The sequence below is a fragment of the Blautia sp. MCC283 genome, assembly GCF_018785565.1.
Lineage (GTDB): Bacteria > Bacillota > Clostridia > Lachnospirales > Lachnospiraceae > Blautia_A.
Map to the genome: position 1 here is coordinate 103434 of NZ_WQQB01000017.1, position 22909 is coordinate 126342.

At 45.0% G+C, this 22909-nt stretch carries 24 protein-coding genes and 1 tRNA gene; 24 read left to right on the forward strand and 1 reads right to left on the reverse strand.

Annotated features, from left to right (window positions below):
- Window positions 1-410 precede the first annotated feature (410 nt).
- Window positions 411-854: an SseB family protein gene (locus GPK81_RS06480; protein ID WP_021977461.1), complete on the reverse strand. Its 444-nt coding sequence runs from the start codon at window positions 852-854 to the stop codon at window positions 411-413.
- Between the two features lie 2186 nt (window positions 855-3040).
- Here GPK81_RS06480 and GPK81_RS06485 point away from each other — a divergent pair.
- The 24 genes from GPK81_RS06485 to GPK81_RS06600 all read left to right on the forward strand — a co-directional run bounded on the left by GPK81_RS06485 (window position 3041) and on the right by GPK81_RS06600 (window position 22790).
- Window positions 3041-3808, forward strand: a complete 768-nt coding sequence (locus tag GPK81_RS06485; RefSeq protein ID WP_118063702.1) for a ParA family protein — start codon at window positions 3041-3043, stop codon at window positions 3806-3808.
- Window positions 3808-4737, forward strand: coding sequence for a ParB/RepB/Spo0J family partition protein (locus GPK81_RS06490; RefSeq protein WP_118063704.1), 930 nt, complete (start codon window positions 3808-3810; stop codon window positions 4735-4737). The genes GPK81_RS06485 and GPK81_RS06490 overlap by 1 nt, the downstream gene beginning before the upstream one ends.
- Before the next feature lie 8 nt (window positions 4738-4745).
- The gene (locus GPK81_RS06495; protein ID WP_021976385.1) at window positions 4746-5273 is read left to right on the forward strand and encodes a DUF4446 family protein; all 528 of its coding nucleotides are present in this window, start codon (window positions 4746-4748) and stop codon (window positions 5271-5273) included.
- A 27-nt stretch (window positions 5274-5300) separates the two neighbouring features.
- Window positions 5301-6596 carry a serine--tRNA ligase gene (gene serS, locus GPK81_RS06500; protein ID WP_021976386.1) on the forward strand — a complete coding sequence of 432 codons (1296 nt, stop codon included), beginning with the start codon at window positions 5301-5303 and terminating at the stop codon, window positions 6594-6596.
- A gap of 33 nt (window positions 6597-6629) precedes the next feature.
- Window positions 6630-7505 (forward strand): DUF3881 family protein, encoded by an 876-nt coding sequence (locus GPK81_RS06505; protein ID WP_021976387.1) that lies wholly within the window; start codon window positions 6630-6632, stop codon window positions 7503-7505.
- Between the two features lie 562 nt (window positions 7506-8067).
- Window positions 8068-8144, forward strand: a tRNA-Arg gene (locus GPK81_RS06510).
- A 569-nt stretch (window positions 8145-8713) separates the two neighbouring features.
- Window positions 8714-8917 carry a hypothetical protein gene (locus GPK81_RS06515; RefSeq protein WP_252191841.1) on the forward strand — a complete coding sequence of 68 codons (204 nt, stop codon included), beginning with the start codon at window positions 8714-8716 and terminating at the stop codon, window positions 8915-8917.
- A complete protein-coding gene (locus GPK81_RS06520; RefSeq protein WP_002304312.1) occupies window positions 8914-9843 on the forward strand; it encodes a DUF6017 domain-containing protein in 930 nt (309 codons plus the stop codon). The genes GPK81_RS06515 and GPK81_RS06520 overlap by 4 nt, the downstream gene beginning before the upstream one ends.
- A 6-nt stretch (window positions 9844-9849) precedes the next feature.
- A complete protein-coding gene (locus tag GPK81_RS06525) occupies window positions 9850-10677 on the forward strand; it encodes a ParA family protein (RefSeq protein WP_002304313.1) in 828 nt (275 codons plus the stop codon).
- Window positions 10634-11560 (forward strand): ParB/RepB/Spo0J family partition protein, encoded by a 927-nt coding sequence (locus tag GPK81_RS06530; protein ID WP_002304314.1) that lies wholly within the window; start codon window positions 10634-10636, stop codon window positions 11558-11560. The genes GPK81_RS06525 and GPK81_RS06530 overlap by 44 nt, the downstream gene beginning before the upstream one ends.
- Before the next feature lie 74 nt (window positions 11561-11634).
- The gene (locus GPK81_RS06535; RefSeq protein WP_243008861.1) at window positions 11635-12096 is read left to right on the forward strand and encodes a hypothetical protein; all 462 of its coding nucleotides are present in this window, start codon (window positions 11635-11637) and stop codon (window positions 12094-12096) included.
- Window positions 12097-12150: 54 nt separating this feature from the next.
- On the forward strand, window positions 12151-12792 hold the full coding sequence (locus GPK81_RS06540; RefSeq protein WP_002588969.1) for a DUF3846 domain-containing protein: 642 nt from the start codon (window positions 12151-12153) through the stop codon (window positions 12790-12792).
- Between the two features lie 10 nt (window positions 12793-12802).
- Window positions 12803-13114: a DUF5720 family protein gene (locus tag GPK81_RS06545; RefSeq protein ID WP_002304317.1), complete on the forward strand. Its 312-nt coding sequence runs from the start codon at window positions 12803-12805 to the stop codon at window positions 13112-13114.
- Window positions 13115-13150: 36 nt separating this feature from the next.
- Window positions 13151-13633 (forward strand): PcfB family protein, encoded by a 483-nt coding sequence (locus GPK81_RS06550; RefSeq protein ID WP_002304320.1) that lies wholly within the window; start codon window positions 13151-13153, stop codon window positions 13631-13633.
- A complete protein-coding gene (locus tag GPK81_RS06555) occupies window positions 13633-15384 on the forward strand; it encodes a VirD4-like conjugal transfer protein, CD1115 family (RefSeq protein ID WP_002588968.1) in 1752 nt (583 codons plus the stop codon). Before GPK81_RS06550 ends, GPK81_RS06555 begins: the two co-directional genes overlap by 1 nt.
- Before the next feature lie 12 nt (window positions 15385-15396).
- Complete coding sequence (locus GPK81_RS06560) at window positions 15397-15717, forward strand: hypothetical protein (RefSeq protein ID WP_002304332.1); 321 nt, start codon at window positions 15397-15399, stop codon at window positions 15715-15717.
- 5 nt (window positions 15718-15722) lie between these two features.
- Window positions 15723-16115: a helix-turn-helix domain-containing protein gene (locus GPK81_RS06565; protein WP_002304334.1), complete on the forward strand. Its 393-nt coding sequence runs from the start codon at window positions 15723-15725 to the stop codon at window positions 16113-16115.
- An 83-nt stretch (window positions 16116-16198) separates the two neighbouring features.
- On the forward strand, window positions 16199-16414 hold the full coding sequence (locus GPK81_RS06570; protein WP_002576404.1) for a Maff2 family mobile element protein: 216 nt from the start codon (window positions 16199-16201) through the stop codon (window positions 16412-16414).
- Between the two features lie 25 nt (window positions 16415-16439).
- The gene (locus GPK81_RS06575) at window positions 16440-17306 is read left to right on the forward strand and encodes a VirB6/TrbL-like conjugal transfer protein, CD1112 family (protein ID WP_002304374.1); all 867 of its coding nucleotides are present in this window, start codon (window positions 16440-16442) and stop codon (window positions 17304-17306) included.
- A gap of 17 nt (window positions 17307-17323) precedes the next feature.
- Window positions 17324-17758, forward strand: a complete 435-nt coding sequence (locus GPK81_RS06580; RefSeq protein ID WP_002304375.1) for a PrgI family protein — start codon at window positions 17324-17326, stop codon at window positions 17756-17758.
- Window positions 17718-20105 carry a VirB4-like conjugal transfer ATPase, CD1110 family gene (locus GPK81_RS06585; RefSeq protein ID WP_002588967.1) on the forward strand — a complete coding sequence of 796 codons (2388 nt, stop codon included), beginning with the start codon at window positions 17718-17720 and terminating at the stop codon, window positions 20103-20105. Before GPK81_RS06580 ends, GPK81_RS06585 begins: the two co-directional genes overlap by 41 nt.
- A gap of 3 nt (window positions 20106-20108) precedes the next feature.
- Window positions 20109-21845 carry a C40 family peptidase gene (locus GPK81_RS06590; protein WP_002304377.1) on the forward strand — a complete coding sequence of 579 codons (1737 nt, stop codon included), beginning with the start codon at window positions 20109-20111 and terminating at the stop codon, window positions 21843-21845.
- A gap of 14 nt (window positions 21846-21859) precedes the next feature.
- Entirely contained in the window at window positions 21860-22117 is a 258-nt protein-coding gene (locus tag GPK81_RS06595) for a DUF4315 family protein (RefSeq protein ID WP_002304378.1), read from the forward strand.
- On the forward strand, window positions 22107-22790 hold the full coding sequence (locus tag GPK81_RS06600; protein ID WP_002578950.1) for a DUF4366 domain-containing protein: 684 nt from the start codon (window positions 22107-22109) through the stop codon (window positions 22788-22790). The genes GPK81_RS06595 and GPK81_RS06600 overlap by 11 nt, the downstream gene beginning before the upstream one ends.
- Window positions 22791-22909: the final 119 nt, after the last annotated feature.

Genomic DNA, 22909 nt, shown 5'->3' on the forward strand with positions numbered 1-22909 from the left:
GCATGTAATACAGGCAAATAGTTCCTTTTTAACCAAATCAAGTAAGTCCCCTGCTTCAATTGCGAAAAGCAATAAGCAGGGGGATTGATTGTATCAGGAAGAGTGTAAGCAATTTCTGATAAACTGCGAAGTAGTTAATTATTCGGTTATGAGCAAGTAGTGAAGCAGATTGCGAATATCCGCTTCACTTAGTGAGAGGCAGGAGATTTTTTTTGACAAATGTAAAGCAATTATGCCATAGATGCTGTAGTTATTTACGGAGGTGCAGCTATCTACTGGACAAGCGGATATTTGCATCTCGCATTGCTCGTAGCTCTGCACCGAATAAATTGCACCACAGTTTATGAGTGAATAAATACTCTGCCGGTTTTCACTTGCCATAGCTGTGGTTGTGGATACAGAGAGTCAAATTATACAGGGTTTCCCAGAATAATATTGATTAAAGTTTTATTCAGCATAATAGTGCGGTTCCAGGGATTGATGATTACTCCTTCAATAGATGGTTCCTGGAGTGCTGCGTGAAAAATTTTGTCAATGTCTGCTGTGAAAGTAGACATGATCTGGCTGCTGCCTTTTAATTCTTCGTCAAAACTGGTAAAAGCAGCCCACCATTGTTTTCCATCACCGGTTTTTATAGCCTGGAGATTAATCTTTCCATCACCTTTTGGTGGTTCTACAGCTACGATCAGCTGAGCATACTCTTTCATTCTGCGACGAATTACCGTGAGAACGTGCGCCAGCATTTCTTCAGTGGCATCCTGCTGGAGAGCAGCGATTGCAGTTTCGATTTTGTCATTTCCCTGAAGCGTTTTATCTAATTGAGCCTTTGCCTGATCTTTGTTGGTTGGATTCATGATAGAAATATTCCTTTCGATATAGATAGATTGTTCGTGATTGTATTATAGCATTTCAGGAAATAGAGCGGCAAGATTAAGTTAAACGCAAACGTGCCTGCATCTGCGGGGGTATGGAGTAGGGACGGAGATTTTTATCGATAAATTATATGGCGATAGTGTAAAGAGATAAGCTGAGAATAAGAGAAGAAGAACAAGGGGGGAATTCATAAAGATTTTGAAAAGAAAAAAATGATATTTGACAAAAGGGATAGTAGTATGGAATGAGAAAAGAAAAAACATATGTCCAATATATCGGACTTTTCTGCGAAGGTGGGAAATGAAAAAAGAAATACGTCAAAATACGAAGGTTTAACGCTAAAAATGATATAAAAGTACGGTTTATAGTACCGCAATAATATATGTGTACGATTTATAGTACATATATAAAAATGCACAAAAACACCCAAACACCGTCATGTGCACCTGCACGCAGTCGAGCAGATATTCGCAATCCGCTTCGCTGCCTGCTCATAACCAAATAACTGCTCCGCAGTTTATCAGGAGAAACTTGCACTCCTCCTGATACAAGCAAATCCCCACCCACTGCTTATTGCTTTTCACAATTGAAGCAGGGGACTTACTTGATTTGGTTAAAAATACGATGAAAGATACGAAAAAAATAGAAAAAATAATGCTGTTTTTGCTGCAAATGCCTGCTTAACAATGATCTGGATGGCCTACATGCCTCCTGATAAGCTACGAAGTAGTTATTCGGCTATGGGCAGGCAGCGAAACGGATTACGAATATCCACTTGACGGCCCATATATAGAAAAAAGAGGCGTTTTAGGGCGCCTGAGAGCTGTTATTTTGCTGTGTTTCTGCTATGTTTGAGCTGGTTTTGACGAGGACAGGAGACAAATAATACATAATGGGATATTTCGGAAATAAAAAATATAAATACGCCGCTTCGCGGCGTATAACCAGGAAAAAGGAATAGCACAAAATGAAACTTGCTGGTTAAAATGAAAAAATAATACGCTTTTCCTGTACAATATAAATTCAACTATACTAGCGATAAAACTCTTGTAAAATAAGCGTTTTTAGTAACTTTTAGTTTCTATATATTATATAAAAATGATAAAAATGGCAAAAATCAGACATTCCTAAAATACGCCAAAAATCACTGTTTCATTTTGCTATATATCAAAATATGCCATTATATTTTCTAAAATGATACCAAAAAATCTTTTACAACATTTCGCTCTTCATCGTAGTATCAGTTGTTTTTGCTTTTATCCTGAAGGGAAATAGAGAGGCGTTTGAGTAATTCGATATATAGAAGCAAGACATAACTACATGACAAATGTAAATGATTTTATCTATCCAATCGAATTAAGTAAGTCTCCTGATTCTATTGCGAAAAGAAATAAGCAGAGGGTGGGGCCTTACTTGATTCAGGTCAAGCGGATATTCGCAATCCGCTTCGCTACGTAGCTCTACACCAAATAGCTGCTCCGCAGTTTATCAGGAGGAGCTTGCACTCCTCCTGATACAAGCAAGTCCCCCACCCACTGCTTATTGTTTTTCGCAACCCCGCAGGGGACTTACTTGATTTGGTTAAATGGTGACAAACTTGGGGGCATATACGCTGAAAAAGAGCAGCAATTGCTGATAATAAAATATGAAATAATTGCATTCATAAATGCATAACAGAACGTGCCAGGCAGTAAGAGCTGCATATTGTAAGAAATGTAAGAAACTGCCATGCAGGTACTGAAATACGCGCGGTCAGTTTTGCAGTAAGAACAGCAAGCATATTGTAAGGCAAAATCCGGTAAAAACGCTGGCGTTCAGTTCTGTGGCATTACAGTAAAAATACTGTGGGAGGGAGGTGGAATCATTACGGAGATTACGTATGGGACCGATCTTTTTGAGGCATTCCTGGAACTGCTATAGTACTGTAAGAGGGAAGTGGAATCATTGCCCTGAGAAGAATCATCTGTGGTTTTGCAATAAAACAGAGTATTGTAAGGGCAGTTTAAGAGCACTGTGGTTTGGGTATACTATACAATAAATAAAATAATTCAAAACCCATTTTCTATTGTTTCACGTGAAACATTATGTGGCGGTTTAAAAATAAAAGTGTTATAATGGTATCCAATGAGTAAAAATCCCTTAAAAAATACAAAAAAGGAGGGGTAAAATGGGACGAATCATTGCAGTTGCCAATCAGAAAGGCGGGGTTGGAAAATCAACAACGGCGATTAATTTATCGGCCTGCCTTGCTGAAAAAGGGAAAAAGGTTCTTGCCATTGACATAGATCCGCAGGGAAATACCACAAGTGGACTTGGCGCAGACAAGAATGCAGTAGAAAATACCCTTTACGAGCTGCTGCTTGGAGAAGCAGAGACCAAAGATACCATTATAAAAAACGTAGTAGATAATGTTGACCTGATACCATCGAATATGAATCTTTCCGGTGCTGAGATTGAGCTGGTAGATCTTGAGGATAAGGAATATATCCTGAAAAAGATTACTGACAAACTGCGTCGGAAATATGATTACATAATCATGGATTGTCCGCCGTCACTGAGCATGCTGACAATCAATGCCCTGACGGCGGCAACTTCTGTTCTGGTGCCGATTCAGTGTGAATATTACGCACTGGAAGGTCTGTCACAGCTGATACATACCATCGAACTGGTGAGAGACAGATTGAATAAACGTCTGAAAATCGAAGGCGTGGTCTTCACCATGTATGATGCCAGAACAAATCTGTCACTCCAGGTTGTAGAGAATGTAAAAGAAAACCTGGATCAGAATATATACAAAACGATCATTCCGAGAAATGTACGACTTGCAGAGGCTCCAAGCTATGGAAAACCGATCAATCTGTACGACTCAAGATCTACAGGAGCAGAAAGCTATCGTCTTCTGGCAGAAGAAGTTATCAGCAGGGAGGGCGAATAATGGCTGCAAGAAAAACAGGAGGCCTTGGAAGAGGTCTGGATGCACTGATTCCTAATAAAGCCGGTGGAACGTCAAAGGAAACTGTAAAAAGGACAAGATCTACGGGAAAGAAAGAAAAAACGGAAGCACAGGAAAAACCTGCGGCAGAACGTCTTGTAAAAATTTCCAGTGTGGAACCGAATCTGAATCAGCCGAGAAGGCATTTTGATGAGGACGCACTGATGGAACTTTCTGAGTCTATCAAACAGTATGGCGTTCTTCAGCCGCTGCTGGTATCAGATAAGAAGGATTATTTTGAGATCATAGCAGGAGAGCGTCGCTGGAGAGCAGCCAAGATGGCTGGTCTTAAGGAAGTTCCGGTTGTGGTAAAAGAGTTTACGGACCAGGAGATCGTGGAGATTTCTCTGATTGAGAATATTCAGCGGGAAGATCTGAACCCTATAGAGGAAGCAATGGCCTACAAACGTCTGATGGAAGAGTTTCACCTGAAACAGGATGAAATCGCAGACAGAGTTGCCAAGAGCAGAACAGCGGTAACCAATTCCATGCGTCTTCTGAAGCTTACTTCAAAAGTGCAGGAAATGGTGATTGCAGATATGATTTCTGCAGGCCATGCAAGAGCACTTCTGGGAATTTCCGATGAAACCCTTCAGGAAAATACAGCCATGAAGGTTTTTGACGAGAAACTCAGTGTCCGTGAGACGGAAAAACTTGTAAAAAATCTGGTTTCTCCGGCAAAAAAAGAGAAAACAGAGAGAAATACCGCAGAGGATGCCATTTATGAAAGCCTGGAAGAAAAAATGAAAGGCATTATGGGAACAAAGGTATCCATTCAGCGAAAGAAAAACAACAAAGGTAAAATTGAAATTGAATATTATTCCAGGGATGAACTGGAGAGGATCATTGATCTGTTCGAATCTATCAGATAGGAGGCAGAATGAGCGGAATTTTTGAAAGCATAGGAATTGATTCCGGGATTGTGATCATTATTTTGCTGATCCTTACCATCATTCTTCTGATTAATGTGGTGAGCAGCAATATGCGTCTGAGCCGCCTGGAACGGAAATATAAGCTGTTTATGAGAGGCGGAGATGCACAGTCACTGGAAAAAGTTTTTGTAAGAAAATTTGCACAGATCGACCGGCTGTATGAGGCAAAGGAAGATCATGATCATGACATCAGCTTTATCAAAAAAAATCTGAATGTAATGTTCAGCAAATATGGTGTTGAGAAGTATGATGCCTTTGATGATGTAGGCGGAAAACTTAGTTTTGCGCTGGCGCTTCTTGATAAGAATAACACAGGTCTGATCCTGAATGCGGTTCACAGCCGTGACAACTGTTTTCTTTATTTAAAGGAGATTGTAAAAGGTGAGTCCTATGTTGTCCTCAGCCAGGAAGAAGTGGAAGCTCTGAGAAAAGCTGTAAACTTCGGACTTGGTGAGATTGAGAAGGAACAAAAATAAGAATATTTTTAATACAGGAGGAATATCATGTTAGACATTAAGTTTGTGAGAGAGAATCCGGAGGTTGTAAAACAGAATATCCGCAACAAGTTCCAGGACAGCAAACTGGAGCTGGTTGACAAGGTTCTCGAACTTGATAAAGAGAACAGAGAGATTAAGCAGGAGGTTGAGGCTCTCCGTGCTGAGAGAAACAAGATCTCCAAACAGATCGGTGCTCTTATGGGACAGGGAAAAAGAGAAGAGGCAGAAGAGGTTAAAAAACAGGTTGCTGCATCCGGAACACGTATCGAGGAACTTTCCCAGAGAGAGAAAGAGGTTGAGGAAGAGCTTCTGAAAGACATGATGGTAATCCCGAACATCATCGATCCTTCGGTACCGATCGGTAAAGATGACAGCCAGAACGTAGAGATCGAGAAATTCGGTGAGCCGGTTGTTCCGGATTTCGAAGTTCCATATCATACAGATATCATGGAGAGCTTTGACGGAATCGATCTTGACAGCGCAAGACGTGTTGCAGGTAACGGATTCTATTATCTGATGGGAGACATCGCACGTCTTCATTCCGCAGTAATTTCCTACGCAAGAGATTTCATGATCAATCGTGGATTTACTTACTGTGTACCGCCTTTCATGATCAGAAGCAACGTTGTTACAGGTGTTATGAGCTTTGCTGAGATGGACGCTATGATGTACAAGATCGAGGGTGAGGATCTTTACCTGATCGGTACAAGTGAGCATTCCATGATCGGTAAATTCATTGACCAGATCATTCCGGAGGAAGAGCTTCCGAAAACACTTACAAGCTATTCTCCATGCTTCCGTAAAGAGAAAGGTGCTCACGGACTTGAGGAGAGAGGTGTTTACCGTATCCATCAGTTCGAGAAACAGGAGATGATCGTTGTCTGCAAGCCAGAGGAGAGCAAAATGTGGTTCGACAAACTGTGGCAGAATACAGTAGATCTGTTCCGTTCTCTTGATATTCCGGTTCGTACACTTGAGTGCTGCTCCGGTGACCTCGCTGACCTTAAGGTGAAATCTCTTGATGTTGAGGCATGGTCCCCACGTCAGAAGAAATACTTCGAGGTAGGAAGCTGCTCCAACCTTGGTGATGCACAGGCACGTCGTCTGAAGATCCGTGTAAACGGAAAAGATGGTAAGAAATATCTTGCACATACATTAAATAACACAGTAGTAGCACCTCCGAGAATGCTCATCGCTTTCCTGGAGAATAACCTGAATGCAGACGGTTCTGTAAGCATTCCAAAAGCTCTGCAGCCATACATGGGCGGTATGACAAAGATTGAGAAAAAGACACGCGCGTAAGAGAAACGCAGGCTTTTTCAGGGAGGTGTTCTTGTGCATAGTTATTTAAAGGCCGTTGGCTTTTCACAGGTTACCAGAAGAAGTGAAGTAAAAGAGATCATCCGTGATGTGATCGCAAACTACGATGAAAAAGTTTGCGTGGAAAATCATCCGGAAGGTGTATTTGTACAGTTTTCTAAGAATTACGGCTGCGACTGTGGAATCAGCGTTTGTGGTCAGTACGATGAGAACGGTGAGTTTCACGTGGAATATTATTTCCCGTTTTTCAGAGGAACAGGAATCACATCCAGGGAAAAAGTAACTGTTGAACGTCATACAGAGAAAGAATCTTATGCAGGTGCATGTGATGATCTTCGTATTGGTGTGACGATGATCTTTTATCTGCAGAATCCGGCAGAATATATGCAGGAAAAATGCAGAGGCCTGAAAGATCCCGGAAACAGACCTGTAACAGTTTCCGGTCTTGCTTCAGAAGGAAAGATCCTTTTTCCGGTGCAGAAAGATAAAGAGGCTGTAAAGGTGGAACGTGAGCTTGCCAAAAACAGAACAAATCTTATCGAGGCTGCAAGAAATGGTGATGAGGAAGCAATGGAAAGCCTCACAATGGAAGACATGGATACGTATTCCATGATCTCCCAGAGGATTGTTACCGACGATATTTTAACCATTGTGGATTCCTATTTCATGCCATATGGAATTGAGTGTGACCAGTACAATGTACTTGGCGAGATTCTGGATATTATGAAATTTAAGAATATTCTGACTGGCGAAGAAATCTGCCAGATGACTATTGAGAGCAACGATATGCAGTTTGATGTCTGCATCAACAGCAAAGATCTTCTCGGTGAGCCGGCAGTTGGCCGCCGCTTTAAAGGAACGATCTGGCTGCAGGGACAGCTGCATTATTGAAAAAATCTCGGGGTCTGAGATGAATATTTTACTTTCGCTGCTTTGCCGGCAAAGTAACAGGAGTTTGCCAGACACGGAATTAATTCTTGTAATTTCAAAATAAATATAGTAAAATAATGGTTGTGAAACTTCCGGAAGCATCCGAAATGTTTCACAACCATATATGTCCTCGTAGCTCAGCTGGATAGAGCACTCGCCTCCTAAGAGAAAGCCGAGGCATTCCCCAAAGGGAAAAAATGAAAAACAACTTTCAGTTCGAATCTATTCTGAAAAATGCTAATGGTGACAACAAAGCATTCCCCAAATTGGGGAACGTTCTAATGTTACCAAATCGAAAAAATCTGTAGATTGACAACTCGAAAATGAGTTGATAATCTTATATATGGCCGAAGGGGAAAATCCCAGAAACCCAGTAAAATCAAGGGTTTGCGGCATGTGTCGTCATAGCTCAGCTGGATAGAGCACTCGCCTCCTAAGGTTGCGTTACAACGGCCACCTCAAAAAAAACTAAATAAGGGATTGCAGTTCGACTTTGATCGGGCTATAATCATATATCAGACACGTCCATATAGCTCAGCTGGATAGAGCACACGCCTCCTAAGCGTGGGGTCGGAGGTTCAAATCCTCTTATGGACGCCAGTGAACAACGCCGAAAGCCTTTGTTTTCAAGGGTTTTCGGCTTTTCTTATATAAAAAGCTACGAAAAAGCTCTTTCACTGTATGAGATAAAATTCTACTCCAAAATTTGATTTTTGACAACCCCTCCAGAATCGAACGGTTGTTATAAGACAAAATCGCCAGCTAATTTTTAGCAGAAAACGGGCTGTTCTTGCTAATGAAAATGCCCTTCCTGCTAATCAGCCCCAAAATCGTGCCAAAAATCCAGCTAATCAAAAAAGGCGGATGTTTTGAATACCATGCAGTTATAGCAGATAAAATTAAATATCGTTATGTACATAGAGCGTCTATTTGCCCCGCATTGGGGATGGATAGGCGCTCTTTTTTTATGCCCAAACCCATGGGCAAATACAAGAGATTGGAGGTGTTTTATTTGAGCAAGCCTGTTTATACCGCAGACAAGCCGAGCGACTGTCATTACTGCTACTTCTGGACGAATGGCAGAAAGGGCTGCCGTCTGGGTAGAAATAATTGCTACTACTTAATCTCTTTGCCGCCGAAACCCAAGTCGGAATGTGATGGCTGTCCCTATGGGCGAGATCACCCGTGCATTGGTTGGTGTACGAAGAAGGTTATGCGTGAAGTGGTGCTTCGTTGATATGGATGTGTATGAACAGGAATACCGCTTCTACTATTTTGCCCGATGTCCTTACGAAAAGACGGATACGACTTTCCGCAGCATTCCGCTGACAACAGAAAGTTTTCCGCAGAAAGAAGGTGGTGAAGCCGTGTGAGTTTTGATTATTTTTACGGTCAGCAATCCGATCTATTCACATTCTATCGAGTTCCGAAGGTGTTGTTCACGAACGAGAGGTTCTGGAATATTTCTGCCGATGCCAAGATGCTGTATGGCATTTTGCTTGACCGCATGAGCCTGTCTGCCAAGAATGGTTGGATAGATAAAAACGGTAGAGTGTATATCATTTTTACAATCGACGAAGCGAAGATGGCTCTGAACTGTGCTGAACAAAAGGCTATCAAGCTGCTCAGTGAACTTGAGAAGAAAGCAGGATTGATTGAACGTAAGCGCCAGGGTTTGGGAAAGCCCAACCTGATCTATGTGAAGAACTTTATCTCTGCTGTGGATTCACAACTCTTGAATTGTGAAAATCACAATTCTGGAACAATGGAAATCACAACTCAAGAACTTCCGAAATCACAATGTAATAATACTGATATTAAAAATACTGAATTTAGTGATACTGATTCTATCTTTCCTTCCGGAAATGGTGGAATGATGGACGAGAATGACCGGTATCAAGAATACTTTGATTATTTCTCGGATCAGCTCAGTATGGATTTGTTGAAGAAGGATTACCCTTACGATTCCGAAATGCTGGATAACATTCTGGAGTTGATCGTTGAAACAGTTTGCACGAAGCGACCGTTGATTCGCATTGGTGCAGAGGAGCGTCCGGCAGAAATTGTCCGCAGTCGGTTTATGAAACTGAATGCCGAACACATTCGATATGTTATGGACTGCTTCAAGGAGAACACCACAAAGATTAGAAATATCCGTCAGTATATGCTGACTACGATATACAATGCGCCGACGACAATAGACACCTACTACGATGCTCTTGTTCGGCACGATATGTCACACGGATATTTGGAAGGAGGATTTAAGAAATTGAAAATGAAGCGAGAGGAAGGAGAGTGACGATAAATGTCGAAAAAAGCAACCATCATTGCGGTGGTCAATCAGAAAGGAGGCACTGGAAAGACCACCACCACCGAGAATCTGGGCGTTGGCTTGGCTCTTGAAGGAAAAAAGGTGCTTCTGGTAGACACCGATCCCCAGGCTTCCCTGACGGTCAGTTTGGGCAATCCCTGCCCGGATGATCTGTCTCCGACACTTTCCGATCTGATGGGAAAGATTATGATGGAAAACCCTATTACTCCCGATGAAGGGATTCTTCATCATCCGGAGGGCGTTGATTTGGTGCCGTCCAACATCGAACTCTCAGGTATGGAGGTAGCACTGGTCAATGCCATGAGCCGGGAAACCATTCTCCGGCAATACCTGGATACAGTCAAACAGAATTATGATTACATTCTTCTTGACTGTATGCCGTCTTTGGGTATGCTGACCGTCAATGCGTTGGCAGCTGCCGACAATGTGCTGATACCGGTTCAGGCAGCATACCTTCCTGCAAAGGGTCTGGAACAGCTGCTTGGAACCATCAACAAGGTCAAGAGGCAAATCAACCCGAAACTGAGGATTGAAGGGATTCTTCTGACGATGGTGGACAGCCGCACCAACTACTCCAAAGACATCAGCAATCTGATTCGGGAGAGCTACGGCGGAAAGCTGAAGGTTTACAAGACCGACATTCCCCGCTCTGTCCGTGCAGAGGAAATCAGCGCAGAGGGAACCAGTATCTTCAAGCATGATCCCAAAGGCAAAGTTGCCGAAGCCTATAAAATTCTGACGAAGGAGGTGTTAAACAATGCAGAAAAAAGGCGCAAACATCAGCTTGAAGGGGTACGATGATATTTTCTCCACCGATCAATCCAGAGCTGAAGCCCAGCAGGAGCGTGTGCAGGAAATTCCGCTTTCTGAGCTACACCCCTTTGAGGGACACCCCTTCCGTGTGGTTGATGATGAAGAAATGATGAAAACGGCAGAGAGCGTCCGAGATTTCGGAGTTCTCACTCCTGCGATTGTCCGTCCTGACCCCGACGGTGGTTATGAAATCGTTTCTGGTCACAGGCGGCACCGGGCATCGGAGCTTGCGGGTAAGGAAACCATGCCTGCGATTGTTCGTGACCTGGACGATGATGCAGCCATTATTTTGATGGTTGATGCGAATTTGCAGAGGGAGAGTATCCTGCCGAGTGAAAGAGCATTTGCTTATAAGATGAAGCTGGATGCGATTAAACATCAAGGTCAACGCACCGATTTAACTTCATCCCAAGTTGGGATGAAGTTGCAGGCAATGGATATAGTCGGTCAGGAGGCAGGAGAAAGCAGAAATCAGGTACACCGTTATATCCGTCTGACCGAACTGATTCCGGAACTGCTGGATATGGTAGATACGGGTCAGATCAAATTCAATCCTGCGGTGGAGCTTTCCTATCTGGCAAGTGAAGAACAGAAGGATTTTCTTTCTGCAATGGATTATGCTCAAGCAGCTCCTTCCCTTTCGCAAGCACAGCGAATTAAAAAGCTCGCACAGGAGGGCGAGTGTACGCTGGATGCGATGTGCGAGATTATGAATGAAATCAAGAAGGGAGAGCTGGACAGAGTAACCTTCAAAACGGATTCGTTGCGAAAATACTTCCCGAAGTCCTATACCAACAAGCAGATGGAGGATAAAATCATTCAGCTTTTGGAGCAATGGCAGAAAAAAAGAGAAAAATCAATGGAAAGGTAAGGTAAAAAATGTTTACACCCAAAAACATTCAGGGCGCTTTGGAAGAACTCTACGACCTTTGCGATCCTGATTATATGGTAGATATGCTCGTAAACTACAGTGAGGAGTTCGATGATATTTCTCCTGCGCTTCTGGCAAAGTCGTTTCAGAAAAATGCCGAGATGATTAGCGAGTATCGAGTATTGTCCTCTGCTGGTGAGGGTATCGACTATCAGGGAAAGGTACTTCTGAACAGCAGAGCCGTGCGGCTTCTGTCCTATGTAGAAGATATGAGCGGCGATGAAAAAGTTCGCACGATTCAGAGCAAGGAGCTGTGGTTAGCAGAAGATATGACATTCTATGTGGTGTCCTGTATGTCTACGATCACGATGGACAAGGAAGAAGCCATTTGTCTTAACGAACACCGCAGCGTGGTTACTACGGTGGAATGCGAGGACGATATTTTCTTCGACATGGGTTCCCTGATTTGCGAACTGGACGATATTTGCTTGTTCGAGCTTTTAGCCGATGTGGATGCGACTATTTATGAACTGTAACAGGTTCATGGATGGTCGCTTTTCTTATTTCCAAAGAAACGGAGGTATCGAAACTTGAAAGAATACGATGTGAAGATCACCGAAACCTTGGAGAAAACGGTTACGGTGCAAGCAGAATCTCACGATGCGGCAGAGGAACAGGTTAGAGCCGCTTATTACAATTCGGAGTACATTCTGGACTCCGAAAACTTTACCGGTGTTGCGTTCGGCACGACCGAGGAACGGGAGGTTCAGAAAGAACAGGCAGATACCATGAATGTGTTGCTGGTAAAGCCGTTCATGTATCCGCAGGCTGTGCAGATCGGCTGTGAGCTGGAGGATTTGCAGAAAGCCGTAGGTGGCGATATTGAGGCAACTTATCCGTTCAATGAGCCGGTTGCACTGGTGATGCACGACGAAGGTAAACTCGTAGGCAAAGAACTGAACCGTGCGCTGCGTGATGATGACGGCGATATTTATGACATTATCGCCGGTGATTTTCTGGTTGTGGGATTGGGCGAGGATGATTTTTGTTCTCTGTCCCCGGAACTGATGAAGCAGTTTGAGGAACACTTTCATCAGCCTGAGACTTTTGTACGCATGGGGCGCAGCATTATGGCGCTTCCCCTGCCGGATGACATGGTGAAGAAAGAAGATGCACCTGTCAAAGCTGATTCGGTTCCCCACAAAAGTAACCCTGACCGAGATGTTCTGTAAGGAGGTTCTTATGCAAAGAAATTCGACGATTGGAGAGCTGATGGAGCGAAAGCGGATTCAGGATGGTGCCAAGGAGTACCAGGGACATACCTATATGGACTTGGCACGATTTGATGACGCCACCAAGCACATGATTATTTTCGATGTGCTGACCGATGAATCGCCTGTCGGTTGGAAAGGCGAAAGAAATCGCCTGTATTTGAGCGATGTGGGTTATCAGAAGGCTCTGGATAACCAGAAAGCTGGCAATATCAAGATTATCAGCCATGCCGCAGTTGCCAAGGGCAATCTGTATTACGACCACAGAGATATGGCACGATAATCTGTTCACTCTACTGCTTGCAGGAGGTGATGAATCATGCAGGAAGAAGTTGAAAACAGAACAGTAAACCTGGCGATCAGCACAACCAAGCTGACGGGGCGCACTATCATTGCCGGTATCCGCAAGTATTTGCAGCACCGGGAAAAAGTGAAGATGAAAAAGGCACGAGACCCTGCCGTTCATGGAAAGCAATCCGTGAAACAGCTTTTGGGACAGAATCAGGGTGCTACGAATGTTGAGATCGACAAAGAGAGTATCCGTGATTTTGAAAAGCTCGCCAAGAAGTATGGCGTGGACTTTGCCGTAAGAAAAGATAAGTCCGTTGATCCTCCCCGGTTTCTTGTTTTTGTCCGTTCTAAAGATGCAGATGCTTTGGATGCAATCTGCAAGGAACATCAGGCAAGGGCATTAACCAAGAATGAAAAGCCGAGCGTTCTGGCGCAGCTGAAGAAGTTCAAGGAAATTGTCGCAGCGATTCCGAAGAAGGTTCGAGAGAAGAAACAGGAGCGTGATCTGTGATGGATAAGAGAAAAATGAAAAAGCTCCTGATTCTGAATTTACCGTATTTTCTGGTAGGGTTGTTCGCTACGAATTTAGGAGAAGCATGGAGATTGGCTGAGGGGGCAGATTCATCTGCGAAAATCCTCAGCTTTTTTCATGCCCTTCCGATAGCCCTGAACAATCCGTTTCCCAGCTTTCACCCGTTGGATTTGCTGATTGGTATTCTCTGCGGCGCAGGACTTCGGCTGGCTGTCTATCTAAAAGGCAAAAACGCAAAGAAGTACCGACACAATGTTGAGTACGGTTCTGCTCGTTGGGGAACGGCAAAAGATATTGAGCCGTTTATTGCACCAAAGTTCGAGGACAATGTGATCCTGACGAAAACGGAGCGGCTGATGATGAGCAATCGCCCGAAGAATCCTGCCAATGCCCGAAATAAGAATGTTCTGATTATCGGCGGTTCGGGTTCCGGTAAAACTCGCTTTTGGTTGAAGCCAAACCTTCTCCAGATGCACAGTTCCTATGTGGTCACTGACCCGAAAGGCAGCATCGTGATTGAGTGCGGCAACGCCCTTTTGAAGCATGGCTACACCATCAAGATTTTCAACACCATCAACTTTCAGAAGTCGATGCACTATAACCCATTTGCCTATATCCATTCAGAAAAAGACATTCTGAAACTGGTGACAACGCTGATTGCCAACACAAAGGGTGATGGAAAAGCCGGTGATGAGTTCTGGACGAAGGCGGAAACGCTGCTCTACTGTGCCTTGATCGGATATATCCACTATGAAGCTCCGGTTGAGGAACAGAATTTCTCCACCCTGATTGAGTTCCTGAACGCAATGGAGGTGCGGGAAGATGATGAGGAGTTCCAGAACCCGGTGGATCTGATGTTTGAAGCCCTGGAAAAGAAAAAGCCGAATCACTTTGCAGTCCGTCAGTATAAAAAATACAAGCTGGCTGCCGGCAAGACCGCTAAGTCGATTTTGATTTCCTGCGGCGCTCGTCTGGCTCCTTTTGATATTCAGGAGGTCAGAGATGTGACTGCCTATGACGAGTTGCAGTTGGATACTCTCGGAGATAAGAAAACGGCGCTCTTTCTGATTATGTCAGATACGGATGCGACGTTTAATTTTTTGATCTCCATGATTTACACACAGCTGTTCAACTTGTTGTGCGAGAAAGCAGATGATGTGTACGGCGGCAGACTGCCGGTTCATGTGCGCTGCTTGATTGATGAGATGGCAAACATCGGTCAGATTCCCAATCTGGAAAAACTGGTAGCGACAATCCGAAGCCGTGAAATATCGGCTTGCCTTGTTCTCCAGGCACAATCACAGCTGAAAGCCATTTATAAAGACAATGCCGATACCATCATCGGCAACATGGATTCCCGAATTTTCCTGGGTGGTTCTGAGCCAACCACGCTCAAAGAACTGAATCAGGCATTGGGAAAAGAAACTATCGACACCTACAACACCTCCAACACCAGAGGTAACAGCCCGTCTTACGGCTTGAATTATCAGAAGTTAGGCAAAGACCTTGCGAGCGTAGATGAGCTTGCGGTTCTGGATGGCAGCAAGTGTATTTTGCAGTTGCGTGGTGTCAGACCGTTTCTTTCTGACAAGTACGATCTGACGCAGCACCCCAATTATAAGTACACATCAGACTTTGATAAGAGAAATGAGTTCAACATTGAGCAGTTTCTGAGTCGAAGGTTGAAGCTCAAGGCAGGTGATGAGTTTGTGGTAGTCGATGCGGATTAAGGAGGTTTCTGTTTGGAAAATCTGAAAACGGTATCTGCCCTGGTTAAGAACATCTTGGAACACGACCACAAGGCAAGAAATACCGACAATCATTTGTACCTGATGGTACTGGAACACTATTCCGGTCTGCGTGGCATCGACATTCATGCCATGACGGTTCCTGTGTTTTTGAAGGAACTGGATAGACGCAGCTTTCCGGGGTTTGAAACTGTCCGCAGAAGCAGACAGAAAGTGCAGGCAACCTACCCTGACCTTGCTCCCAGTGAAGCCGTAGGCAAGCGCAGAGCAAAAAATGAGGTTGTATATCGAGAATTTGCAGAAAGCGAGGTGTAAAAAAAATGACTTGGTGGATCACGGATACCTCTATTGGGCAGCGATTGAAGTTCGTTAGACGATTTCGCCGCCTTACCCAGAAAGAGCTTGGACTCCTGATGGGGTATTCCGAGAAAACAGCGGATGTCCGTATTGCTCAGTATGAGAAAAACGCTCGAACCCCTAATGCAGAAACCACAGCGAAACTCGCAGAGGTTCTGAAGGTTTCACCTGTCGTTTTTTCACCGACAATCTGTGCTTCTCGTGAAGATTTGTTGCAGTCAATGTATTGGCTGTTTCTTATGAAAGGTGGTGGTGATATATATGATTGTGAAACTGAATATGCAAGAAGCAGAATGGAACAGAAACTTGGCGTGATAACCGTCGAGGAGTTCCTTGAAAAGATTCTCGTAAACTAAGCCTTCCGTCCGGTTTTGATGCCGGTAGTACGGAGGGCTTTTTCTATTCTCAAAACAATTTCAAATTTTAGGAGGAAAATATTATGGCATTTTTCAATAGCGCAGTAACCGTTCTTCAGACTCTCGTTATCGCTCTGGGCGCAGGTCTTGGCATCTGGGGTGCAATCAATCTGCTTGAGGGCTACGGCAACGATAACCCCGGCGCAAAGTCCCAGGGCATGAAGCAGCTCATGGCTGGCGGCGGTGTTGCCCTCATCGGCACCACCCTTGTACCTCTGCTCTCCGGACTGTTCGGTTAATCACAAAACAAGGAGGTAATCGCCTTTGGACAGCATACTCCAACAGATCACAGACTGGCTGAAAGAAATGCTCGTTTCAGCTATTATGGGAAATCTGTCGGGGATGTTTGAGTCCGTCAACAACCAGGTTGGCGAGATAGCAACCTCCGTTGGCATGACCCCGGCGAATTTTTCGCCGGGTGTCTTTGCCATGGTACGAAACATCTCCGAGTCAGTGATTATCCCAATCGCAGGCTTGATTCTGACCTTCATTGCCTGTTATGAGCTAATTCAGATGATTATTGACCACAACAATCTGGCAAATTTTGAAACCTGGATCTTCTTCAAATGGGTGTTCAAGACTTTTGTTGCGGTCATGTTAATCACAAACACATTCAATATCACGATGGCTGTGTTTGATGTGACACAGCACGTTATAAACGCAAGCGCCGGTATCATATCCGGAAATACTGCCATAGATGCTTCGGCATTGGAAACAATGGAAGAAACGCTGATGGCAATGGATTTGGGTCCTTTGCTCGGCTTGTTCCTGCAATCCTTTATCGTGCAGGTCACGATGTCCGCTTTGGCAATCATCATCTTTGTGATCGTCTACGGTCGAATGATTGAAATTTATCTGATGGTCAGCCTTGCCCCGATTCCGCTTTCCACTTTTGGAAACAGAGAACAGAGCAATATCGGACAGAATTATCTGCGTTCGCTGTTTGCAATCGGATTCCAGGGATTCCTGATTATGATCTGCGTGGGCATTTATGCGGTGCTGATTCAGTCTATCGCATTCAGTGATGACATCATCGGTTCTATCTGGGGTGTTATGGGCTACACCGTCCTTTTGTGCTTCACCCTGTTTAAGACTGGTTCGCTTGCGAAGGGTGTATTCAGCGCTCACTAAGGGAAGGAGGAAATTGTTTGGCAGCGTATATTCCCGTACCTCGTGACCTGACGAGGGTAAAAACAAAAGTGTTCTTCAATCTGACGAAACGGCAGTTACTTTGCTTTGGTGCGGCGGCGCTCATCGGAGTGCCGATTTTCTTTCTGGTCAAAGCAACCGGAAATGTGAGCCTTGCAGCACTGTCCATGATGATCGTCATGTTACCGTTGTTCTTTCTGGCAATGTATGAAAAGGATAGTCAGCCGTTGGAAGTGGTTGTAGAACACTTCATTCAGACCAAATTCGTTCGTCCCAAGGTTCGCCCTTATCAGACGGACAACTATTATGACGCTTTGATGCGTCAGTACAAACTGGAAAAGGAGGTTGAACGAATTGTTTTTCAAAAAGAAGCCACAGGCAAGAAACATCAAAATGCCTGCAAATCTGAATCGGAAGCAGCAGCGAGAAATTAAAGCTGTTGTGGAACGGGCAAAGAAGGACAACGGTATTCCGCAGACTGCACAGCAGTCCATTCCCTTTCAGAGAATGTTCCCGGATGGCATCTGCCGTGTCACTGACAGTTATTACACCAAGACCATTCAGTTTCAGGACATCAACTATCAGCTGGCACAGCAGGAAGATAAGACTGCCATCTTCGATGAGTGGTGCAGTTTCCTGAATTTCTTTGACAGCTCCATTCACTTTGAGCTTTCCTTTATGAACCTGAGTACCGATGCTGAAAGCTTTGAAAAGAGTATCCGTATCCCGTTCAAGAAGGACAGCTTCAATCCCGTCCGTGCCGAGTATAGCCAGATGCTGAAAAAGCAGTTGGCGCAGGGCAACAACGGCTTGACCAAAACCAAGTACCTGACATTCGGCATTGAAGCCGAATCCATGCGGCAGGCAAAGCCGAGACTCAACCATATCGAAAACGATCTGCTCAATAACTTTCGGCGTTTGGGTGTCATTGCCACTACCATGAACGGCAAAGAGCGGCTGCATCTGATGCACTCTATGTTCCACATGGGTGATAATGATAAGTTCTTCTTCGATTGGAAGTATCTTGTGGAATCCGGGCTGTCCGTAAAGGACTTCATTGCTCCGACGGCGTTTGCCTTTAAGACCAACCGCACCTTCCAGATGGGCAGTATCTTCGGTTCGATGTCTTATCTGGCAATTACGGCATCAGACCTGTCTGATCGTATGCTGGCGGATTTTCTGGATATGGAATCCACGCAGATCGTGACCATGCACATCCAGTCGGTTGACCAGACTGCGGCGATTAAGACCATCAAGAGAATCATCACCGAGCTTGACCGTTCCAAAATCGAGGAACAGAAAAAGGCTGTGCGTTCTGGCTATGACATGGACATTATCCCATCTGACCTTGCTACCTATGGTAAAGATGCGAAGTCACTTCTGAAAGAATTGCAGAGCCAGAATGAGCGAATGTTCATGGTGACATTTCTGGTGCTGAACACCGGGCGCACCGAGCAGGAACTGGAGAACAATGTGTTCCAGGCACAGAGCATCGCCCAGAAGCATAACTGCAATCTGCGTCGTTTGGATTTTCAGCAGGAATCCGGACTGATGAGCAGCCTGCCTTTGGCACAAAACCTGATTGAGATTCGTCGTGGCCTGACTACCAGTTCCACGGCTATTTTTGTGCCTTTCACCACGCAGGAGCTGTTCCAGAATGGTGGAGAAACGCTCTATTACGGGCTGAATGCTCTGTCGAACAACCTTATCATGGTGGACAGAAAGAAGCTCAAGAACCCCAACGGACTGATTCTGGGTACTCCCGGTTCCGGTAAATCCTTTTCCGCAAAGCGTGAAATCACCAATGCGTTCCTGGTTACGGATGACGATATTATCATCTGCGACCCCGAAGCGGAATATGCGGCTCTGGTTCACAAGTTCAATGGTCAGGTGGTAAAAATCAGCTCCTCCAGTACCAACTATATCAACCCTATGGACATCAACCTGAACTACTCTGAGGATGACAACCCGGTAGCACTGAAAGCTGATTTTATCCTGTCCCTCTGTGAGTTGATTATGGGCAGTAAGGATGGCTTGCAGCCTATCGAAAAGACGGTTATCGACCGTTGTGTGCATCAGATTTACCAGAGATATTTCGACAATCCTGCCCCTGAGAATATGCCGATCCTTGAGGATTTGTATGATGCCCTTCTGAAACAGGACGAAAAGGAAGCCCACCATGTAGCGACCGCCTTGGAAATCTATGTTAAGGGTTCTCTGAAACTGTTTAACAACAGAACCAATGTGGATATTCAGAATCGTCTGGTGTGCTTCGACATTAAGGAGCTGGGCAATCAGCTGAAAAAAATCGGTATGCTGATCGTTCAGGATCAGGTCTGGGGGCGTGTAACTGCCAACCGTTCTGCCGGTAAATCGACCAGATATTATATTGACGAGTTCCATCTGCTTCTGAAGGAAGAACAGACGGCAACCTATTCCGTAGAAATCTGGAAGCGATTCCGTAAATGGGGCGGCTTGCCGACCGGTATTACTCAGAATGTCAAAGACCTGCTTCGTTCCCCGGAGATTGCCAACATCCTCGAAAACTCTGATTTCATCTATATGCTGAATCAGGCAAGCGATGACCGAAGTATTCTGGCACAGCGGTTGAACATTTCGCCGCATCAGCTGTCCTATGTAACCAACTCCGGTGAGGGCGAAGGACTTCTGTTCTATGGCAATGTGATTCTGCCGTTCATTGACCGATTCCCGACAGATCTGGAACTGTATCGCATTATGACCACGAAGTTAAACGAGGTGGCACAGGAAAAGGAGGCGTAATGTATGGCGAAAAGACCTACACGACTCCGTTTTACCGAAGATGACCTTGCAGATTCTCATGTGAAGAAAGCTGCCGACCGTGCAGATAAGGCGGTTGATAGGGCTGAAAAAGCGGCAGACAAATTGGCTTCTAAAAAGGCAAAGCCGAAGCTAAAGCTGGAAACAGATGCAGCCGGTTCCCGTAAAGCAAAGCTCCGTTTTGAAAAAGCGGAGTTTACGGAAATCGAGCGCCCATCTGTGGCAAAGCACATGGCAAGCCGTGGTGCCGCAGTCACGCTCACATCCAAAGCACATCGGGCGGTGTCAGAATATGAGGATGATAATATCGGCGTTCAGGCTGTGCAGGAAACGACCAAGGCTGTTGAATCCACTGTCTATACCGTCGATCATGCCGTTTACAGTCACAAGCTGAAAGCCTACGACAAGGCGGAAAAGCTGGTTGAGAAGTCAGATAAAGCAAATGTAAATGCCCTGTATGAGAAGTTCAAAAAGGACAACCCCGATGCCGGTTCCAATCCCTTTTCCCGTTGGCAACAGAAAAGGGCAATCAAGAAAGAATATGCTGCCGCCAAAGCCGGTAAGAATACCGCTTCGACAACGGCTTCTGCATCTAAGGGTGCAGGCAAGGCAACGGGCAAAGCAGCTCAGGGAGCCAAGAACATCACAGAAAGAGTAACGGAGTTCTGCACCACACACTCTAAAACGATTCTGTTTGTTTTGATTGCCGGACTGCTTTTTATGATACTCTCAGGGATGTTCTCGTCTTGTTCGGCTATGTTCCAAGGCGGCACACAGATCATTCTGGGAACTTCTTTTACTGCAAAAGAGGAAGATATTATTGGTGCGGACAATGATTACAAGGCTTTGGAAGCTGCGCTCCGCAATAAAATCAATAATATCGAGCGTACTCATAGCGGATATGACGAGTACCGGTATGACCTTGATGAAATCAACCACAATCCTTATGAGCTGGCGGCGTATTTGACGGTGAAGTTTGAGGATTACACCAGAGATGAGGTGCAGGCTACCCTGCAATGGCTATTTGAGCAACAATATGAGCTGACCCTGACGGAAGTAGTAGAGATTCGTACACGAACAACATCTTCTACTGATCCCGAAACGGGAGAGACAACAACAGAGGAAGAAGATTACGAATATTATATTCTGAATGTGAAGCTCAGAAATAAGGGCTTGAACAGTGTGATTTCAAATTCCGGCTTGTCGGAAGATGATATGGAGCGATATAGAATTTTGCTTCAGACAAGGGGCAACAGACCGGATATTTTCGGAAATGACATTTACGCCACCCCTGGCGGCGAGTACACCGATTATGATATTCCGGGCGAAGCGCTGACAGACACAAGATTTGCCAATATGATTCGGGAAGCTGAAAAATATCTGGGATACCCGTATGTGTGGGGCGGCAGCAGCCCGTCTACCTCCTTTGACTGCTCCGGATTTGTTTCCTATGTAATCAATCACTGCGGAAACGGTTGGAGTGTTGGTCGTTTGACCGCAAACGGTTTGATGGGCGTATGCGACATTATCCCGAAAAGCTCTGCCAAACCGGGAGATTTGATTTTCTTCCAAGGCACTTATGATACCTCCGGTGCATCACACGTTGGTATCTATGTTGGCAATGGTATGATGATCCACTGCGGAAACCCCATTTCCTACGCTTCTATCGAATCGAATTACTGGCAACAGCATTTTTACTGCTTCGGCAGAATCAGAAACTAAAGGAGGGATGGCGATTGAGTGCCAAGTTAGACAGAATAGGTGCAGACCTTGAAAAAGCCCGTAAGAAACGGGCAGAATGGGATGCTAAGGTGAAAGACCTGGAACGCAGATACCGTGAGGAGGAAAATTCCGAAATCCATGAGATGGTTCATGCTGCGAACCTGAATCCCGAACAGCTTTCCGAGCTGCTCCGTATGTTTGCTGCGGATATGGCTCCGAAGCCTGATACGATCAATACTATGAATGAGGAGGAAACGCAGAATGAGATTTAAGAAAATTGGAGCCGCATTGCTGGCGTGTGCAATGTGTTTTGGCGTGTTTTCTACAACGGCATTTGCCTATGTAGATGAAAGCGTAGCGACTGAAGAACCTGCGGTCGAAGAAAAAGTTCCCGAAACAGAGCCGGAGGAGCCGATGCTACCGCTTACTCCCGACGGCAATCTGACTTTGGTTGATGACGCTGGCTCGCCTACGAAAAGCGGAAAGCAGTTCATTACCGCTGTAACCAAAAACGGAAACTACTTCTATATCATCATTGACCGTGATGATAAGGGCGAGGAAACCGTGCATTTTCTGAATCAGGTGGATGAAGCCGACCTGCTCAAGCTGATGGACGAGGAAGAAGTTGCAGAGTTCACCAAGCCGGTTGAGGAAACAAAGCCGGAAGTAGTTGAAACAGTTCCTGAAATTACAGAACCGACACCGGAGGAAAAGCCGAAATCCACAAATATGCTCCCGGCGATTCTTACTCTGATTGTGCTTGCCTGTGGTGGTGGATTCTTCGTATTTAAGAAAGTCCAGGAAAAGAAGAAGGCACAGGAAGCGGCAAAGCCTGACCCAGATGCTGATTATGTGGACGATGACGAGGACTATGGGTACGATCCGGAGTTTGAGGACGACGATGAAGATAGCTCCGTCGATGAAGATGATAATGAACCTGTGTAAACAGGATAGGCTTGATGCCTGGGGCAGCCTTCGGGTTGCCTTTACATAGTTTCCGCTTTCAAAAAATAAAAAAATTTGCGTTTTTGAAAGTGACATCTTGCATATACTATTAGCAGACA

Bases quoted from the DNA above. Each gene is read 5' to 3' on its own strand.
- GPK81_RS06480 (WP_021977461.1), bottom strand. From the start codon at position 854: ATGAATCCAACCAACAAAGATCAGGCAAAGGCTCAATTAGATAAAACG.
- GPK81_RS06490 (WP_118063704.1), top strand. From the start codon at position 3,808: ATGGCTGCAAGAAAAACAGGAGGCCTTGGAAGAGGTCTGGATGCACTG.
- GPK81_RS06555 (WP_002588968.1), top strand. From the start codon at position 13,633: ATGGATAAGAGAAAAATGAAAAAGCTCCTGATTCTGAATTTACCGTAT.
- GPK81_RS06545 (WP_002304317.1), top strand. From the start codon at position 12,803: ATGCAAAGAAATTCGACGATTGGAGAGCTGATGGAGCGAAAGCGGATT.
- GPK81_RS06525 (WP_002304313.1), top strand. From the start codon at position 9,850: ATGTCGAAAAAAGCAACCATCATTGCGGTGGTCAATCAGAAAGGAGGC.
- serS (WP_021976386.1), top strand. From the start codon at position 5,301: ATGTTAGACATTAAGTTTGTGAGAGAGAATCCGGAGGTTGTAAAACAG.
- GPK81_RS06600 (WP_002578950.1), top strand. From the start codon at position 22,107: ATGAGATTTAAGAAAATTGGAGCCGCATTGCTGGCGTGTGCAATGTGT.
- GPK81_RS06570 (WP_002576404.1), top strand. From the start codon at position 16,199: ATGGCATTTTTCAATAGCGCAGTAACCGTTCTTCAGACTCTCGTTATC.
- GPK81_RS06485 (WP_118063702.1), top strand. From the start codon at position 3,041: ATGGGACGAATCATTGCAGTTGCCAATCAGAAAGGCGGGGTTGGAAAA.
- GPK81_RS06515 (WP_252191841.1), top strand. From the start codon at position 8,714: ATGGGCGAGATCACCCGTGCATTGGTTGGTGTACGAAGAAGGTTATGC.
- GPK81_RS06530 (WP_002304314.1), top strand. From the start codon at position 10,634: ATGCAGAAAAAAGGCGCAAACATCAGCTTGAAGGGGTACGATGATATT.
- GPK81_RS06495 (WP_021976385.1), top strand. From the start codon at position 4,746: ATGAGCGGAATTTTTGAAAGCATAGGAATTGATTCCGGGATTGTGATC.
- GPK81_RS06565 (WP_002304334.1), top strand. From the start codon at position 15,723: ATGACTTGGTGGATCACGGATACCTCTATTGGGCAGCGATTGAAGTTC.
- GPK81_RS06535 (WP_243008861.1), top strand. From the start codon at position 11,635: ATGGTAGATATGCTCGTAAACTACAGTGAGGAGTTCGATGATATTTCT.
- GPK81_RS06585 (WP_002588967.1), top strand. From the start codon at position 17,718: ATGCCTGCAAATCTGAATCGGAAGCAGCAGCGAGAAATTAAAGCTGTT.
- GPK81_RS06590 (WP_002304377.1), top strand. From the start codon at position 20,109: ATGGCGAAAAGACCTACACGACTCCGTTTTACCGAAGATGACCTTGCA.
- GPK81_RS06550 (WP_002304320.1), top strand. From the start codon at position 13,151: ATGCAGGAAGAAGTTGAAAACAGAACAGTAAACCTGGCGATCAGCACA.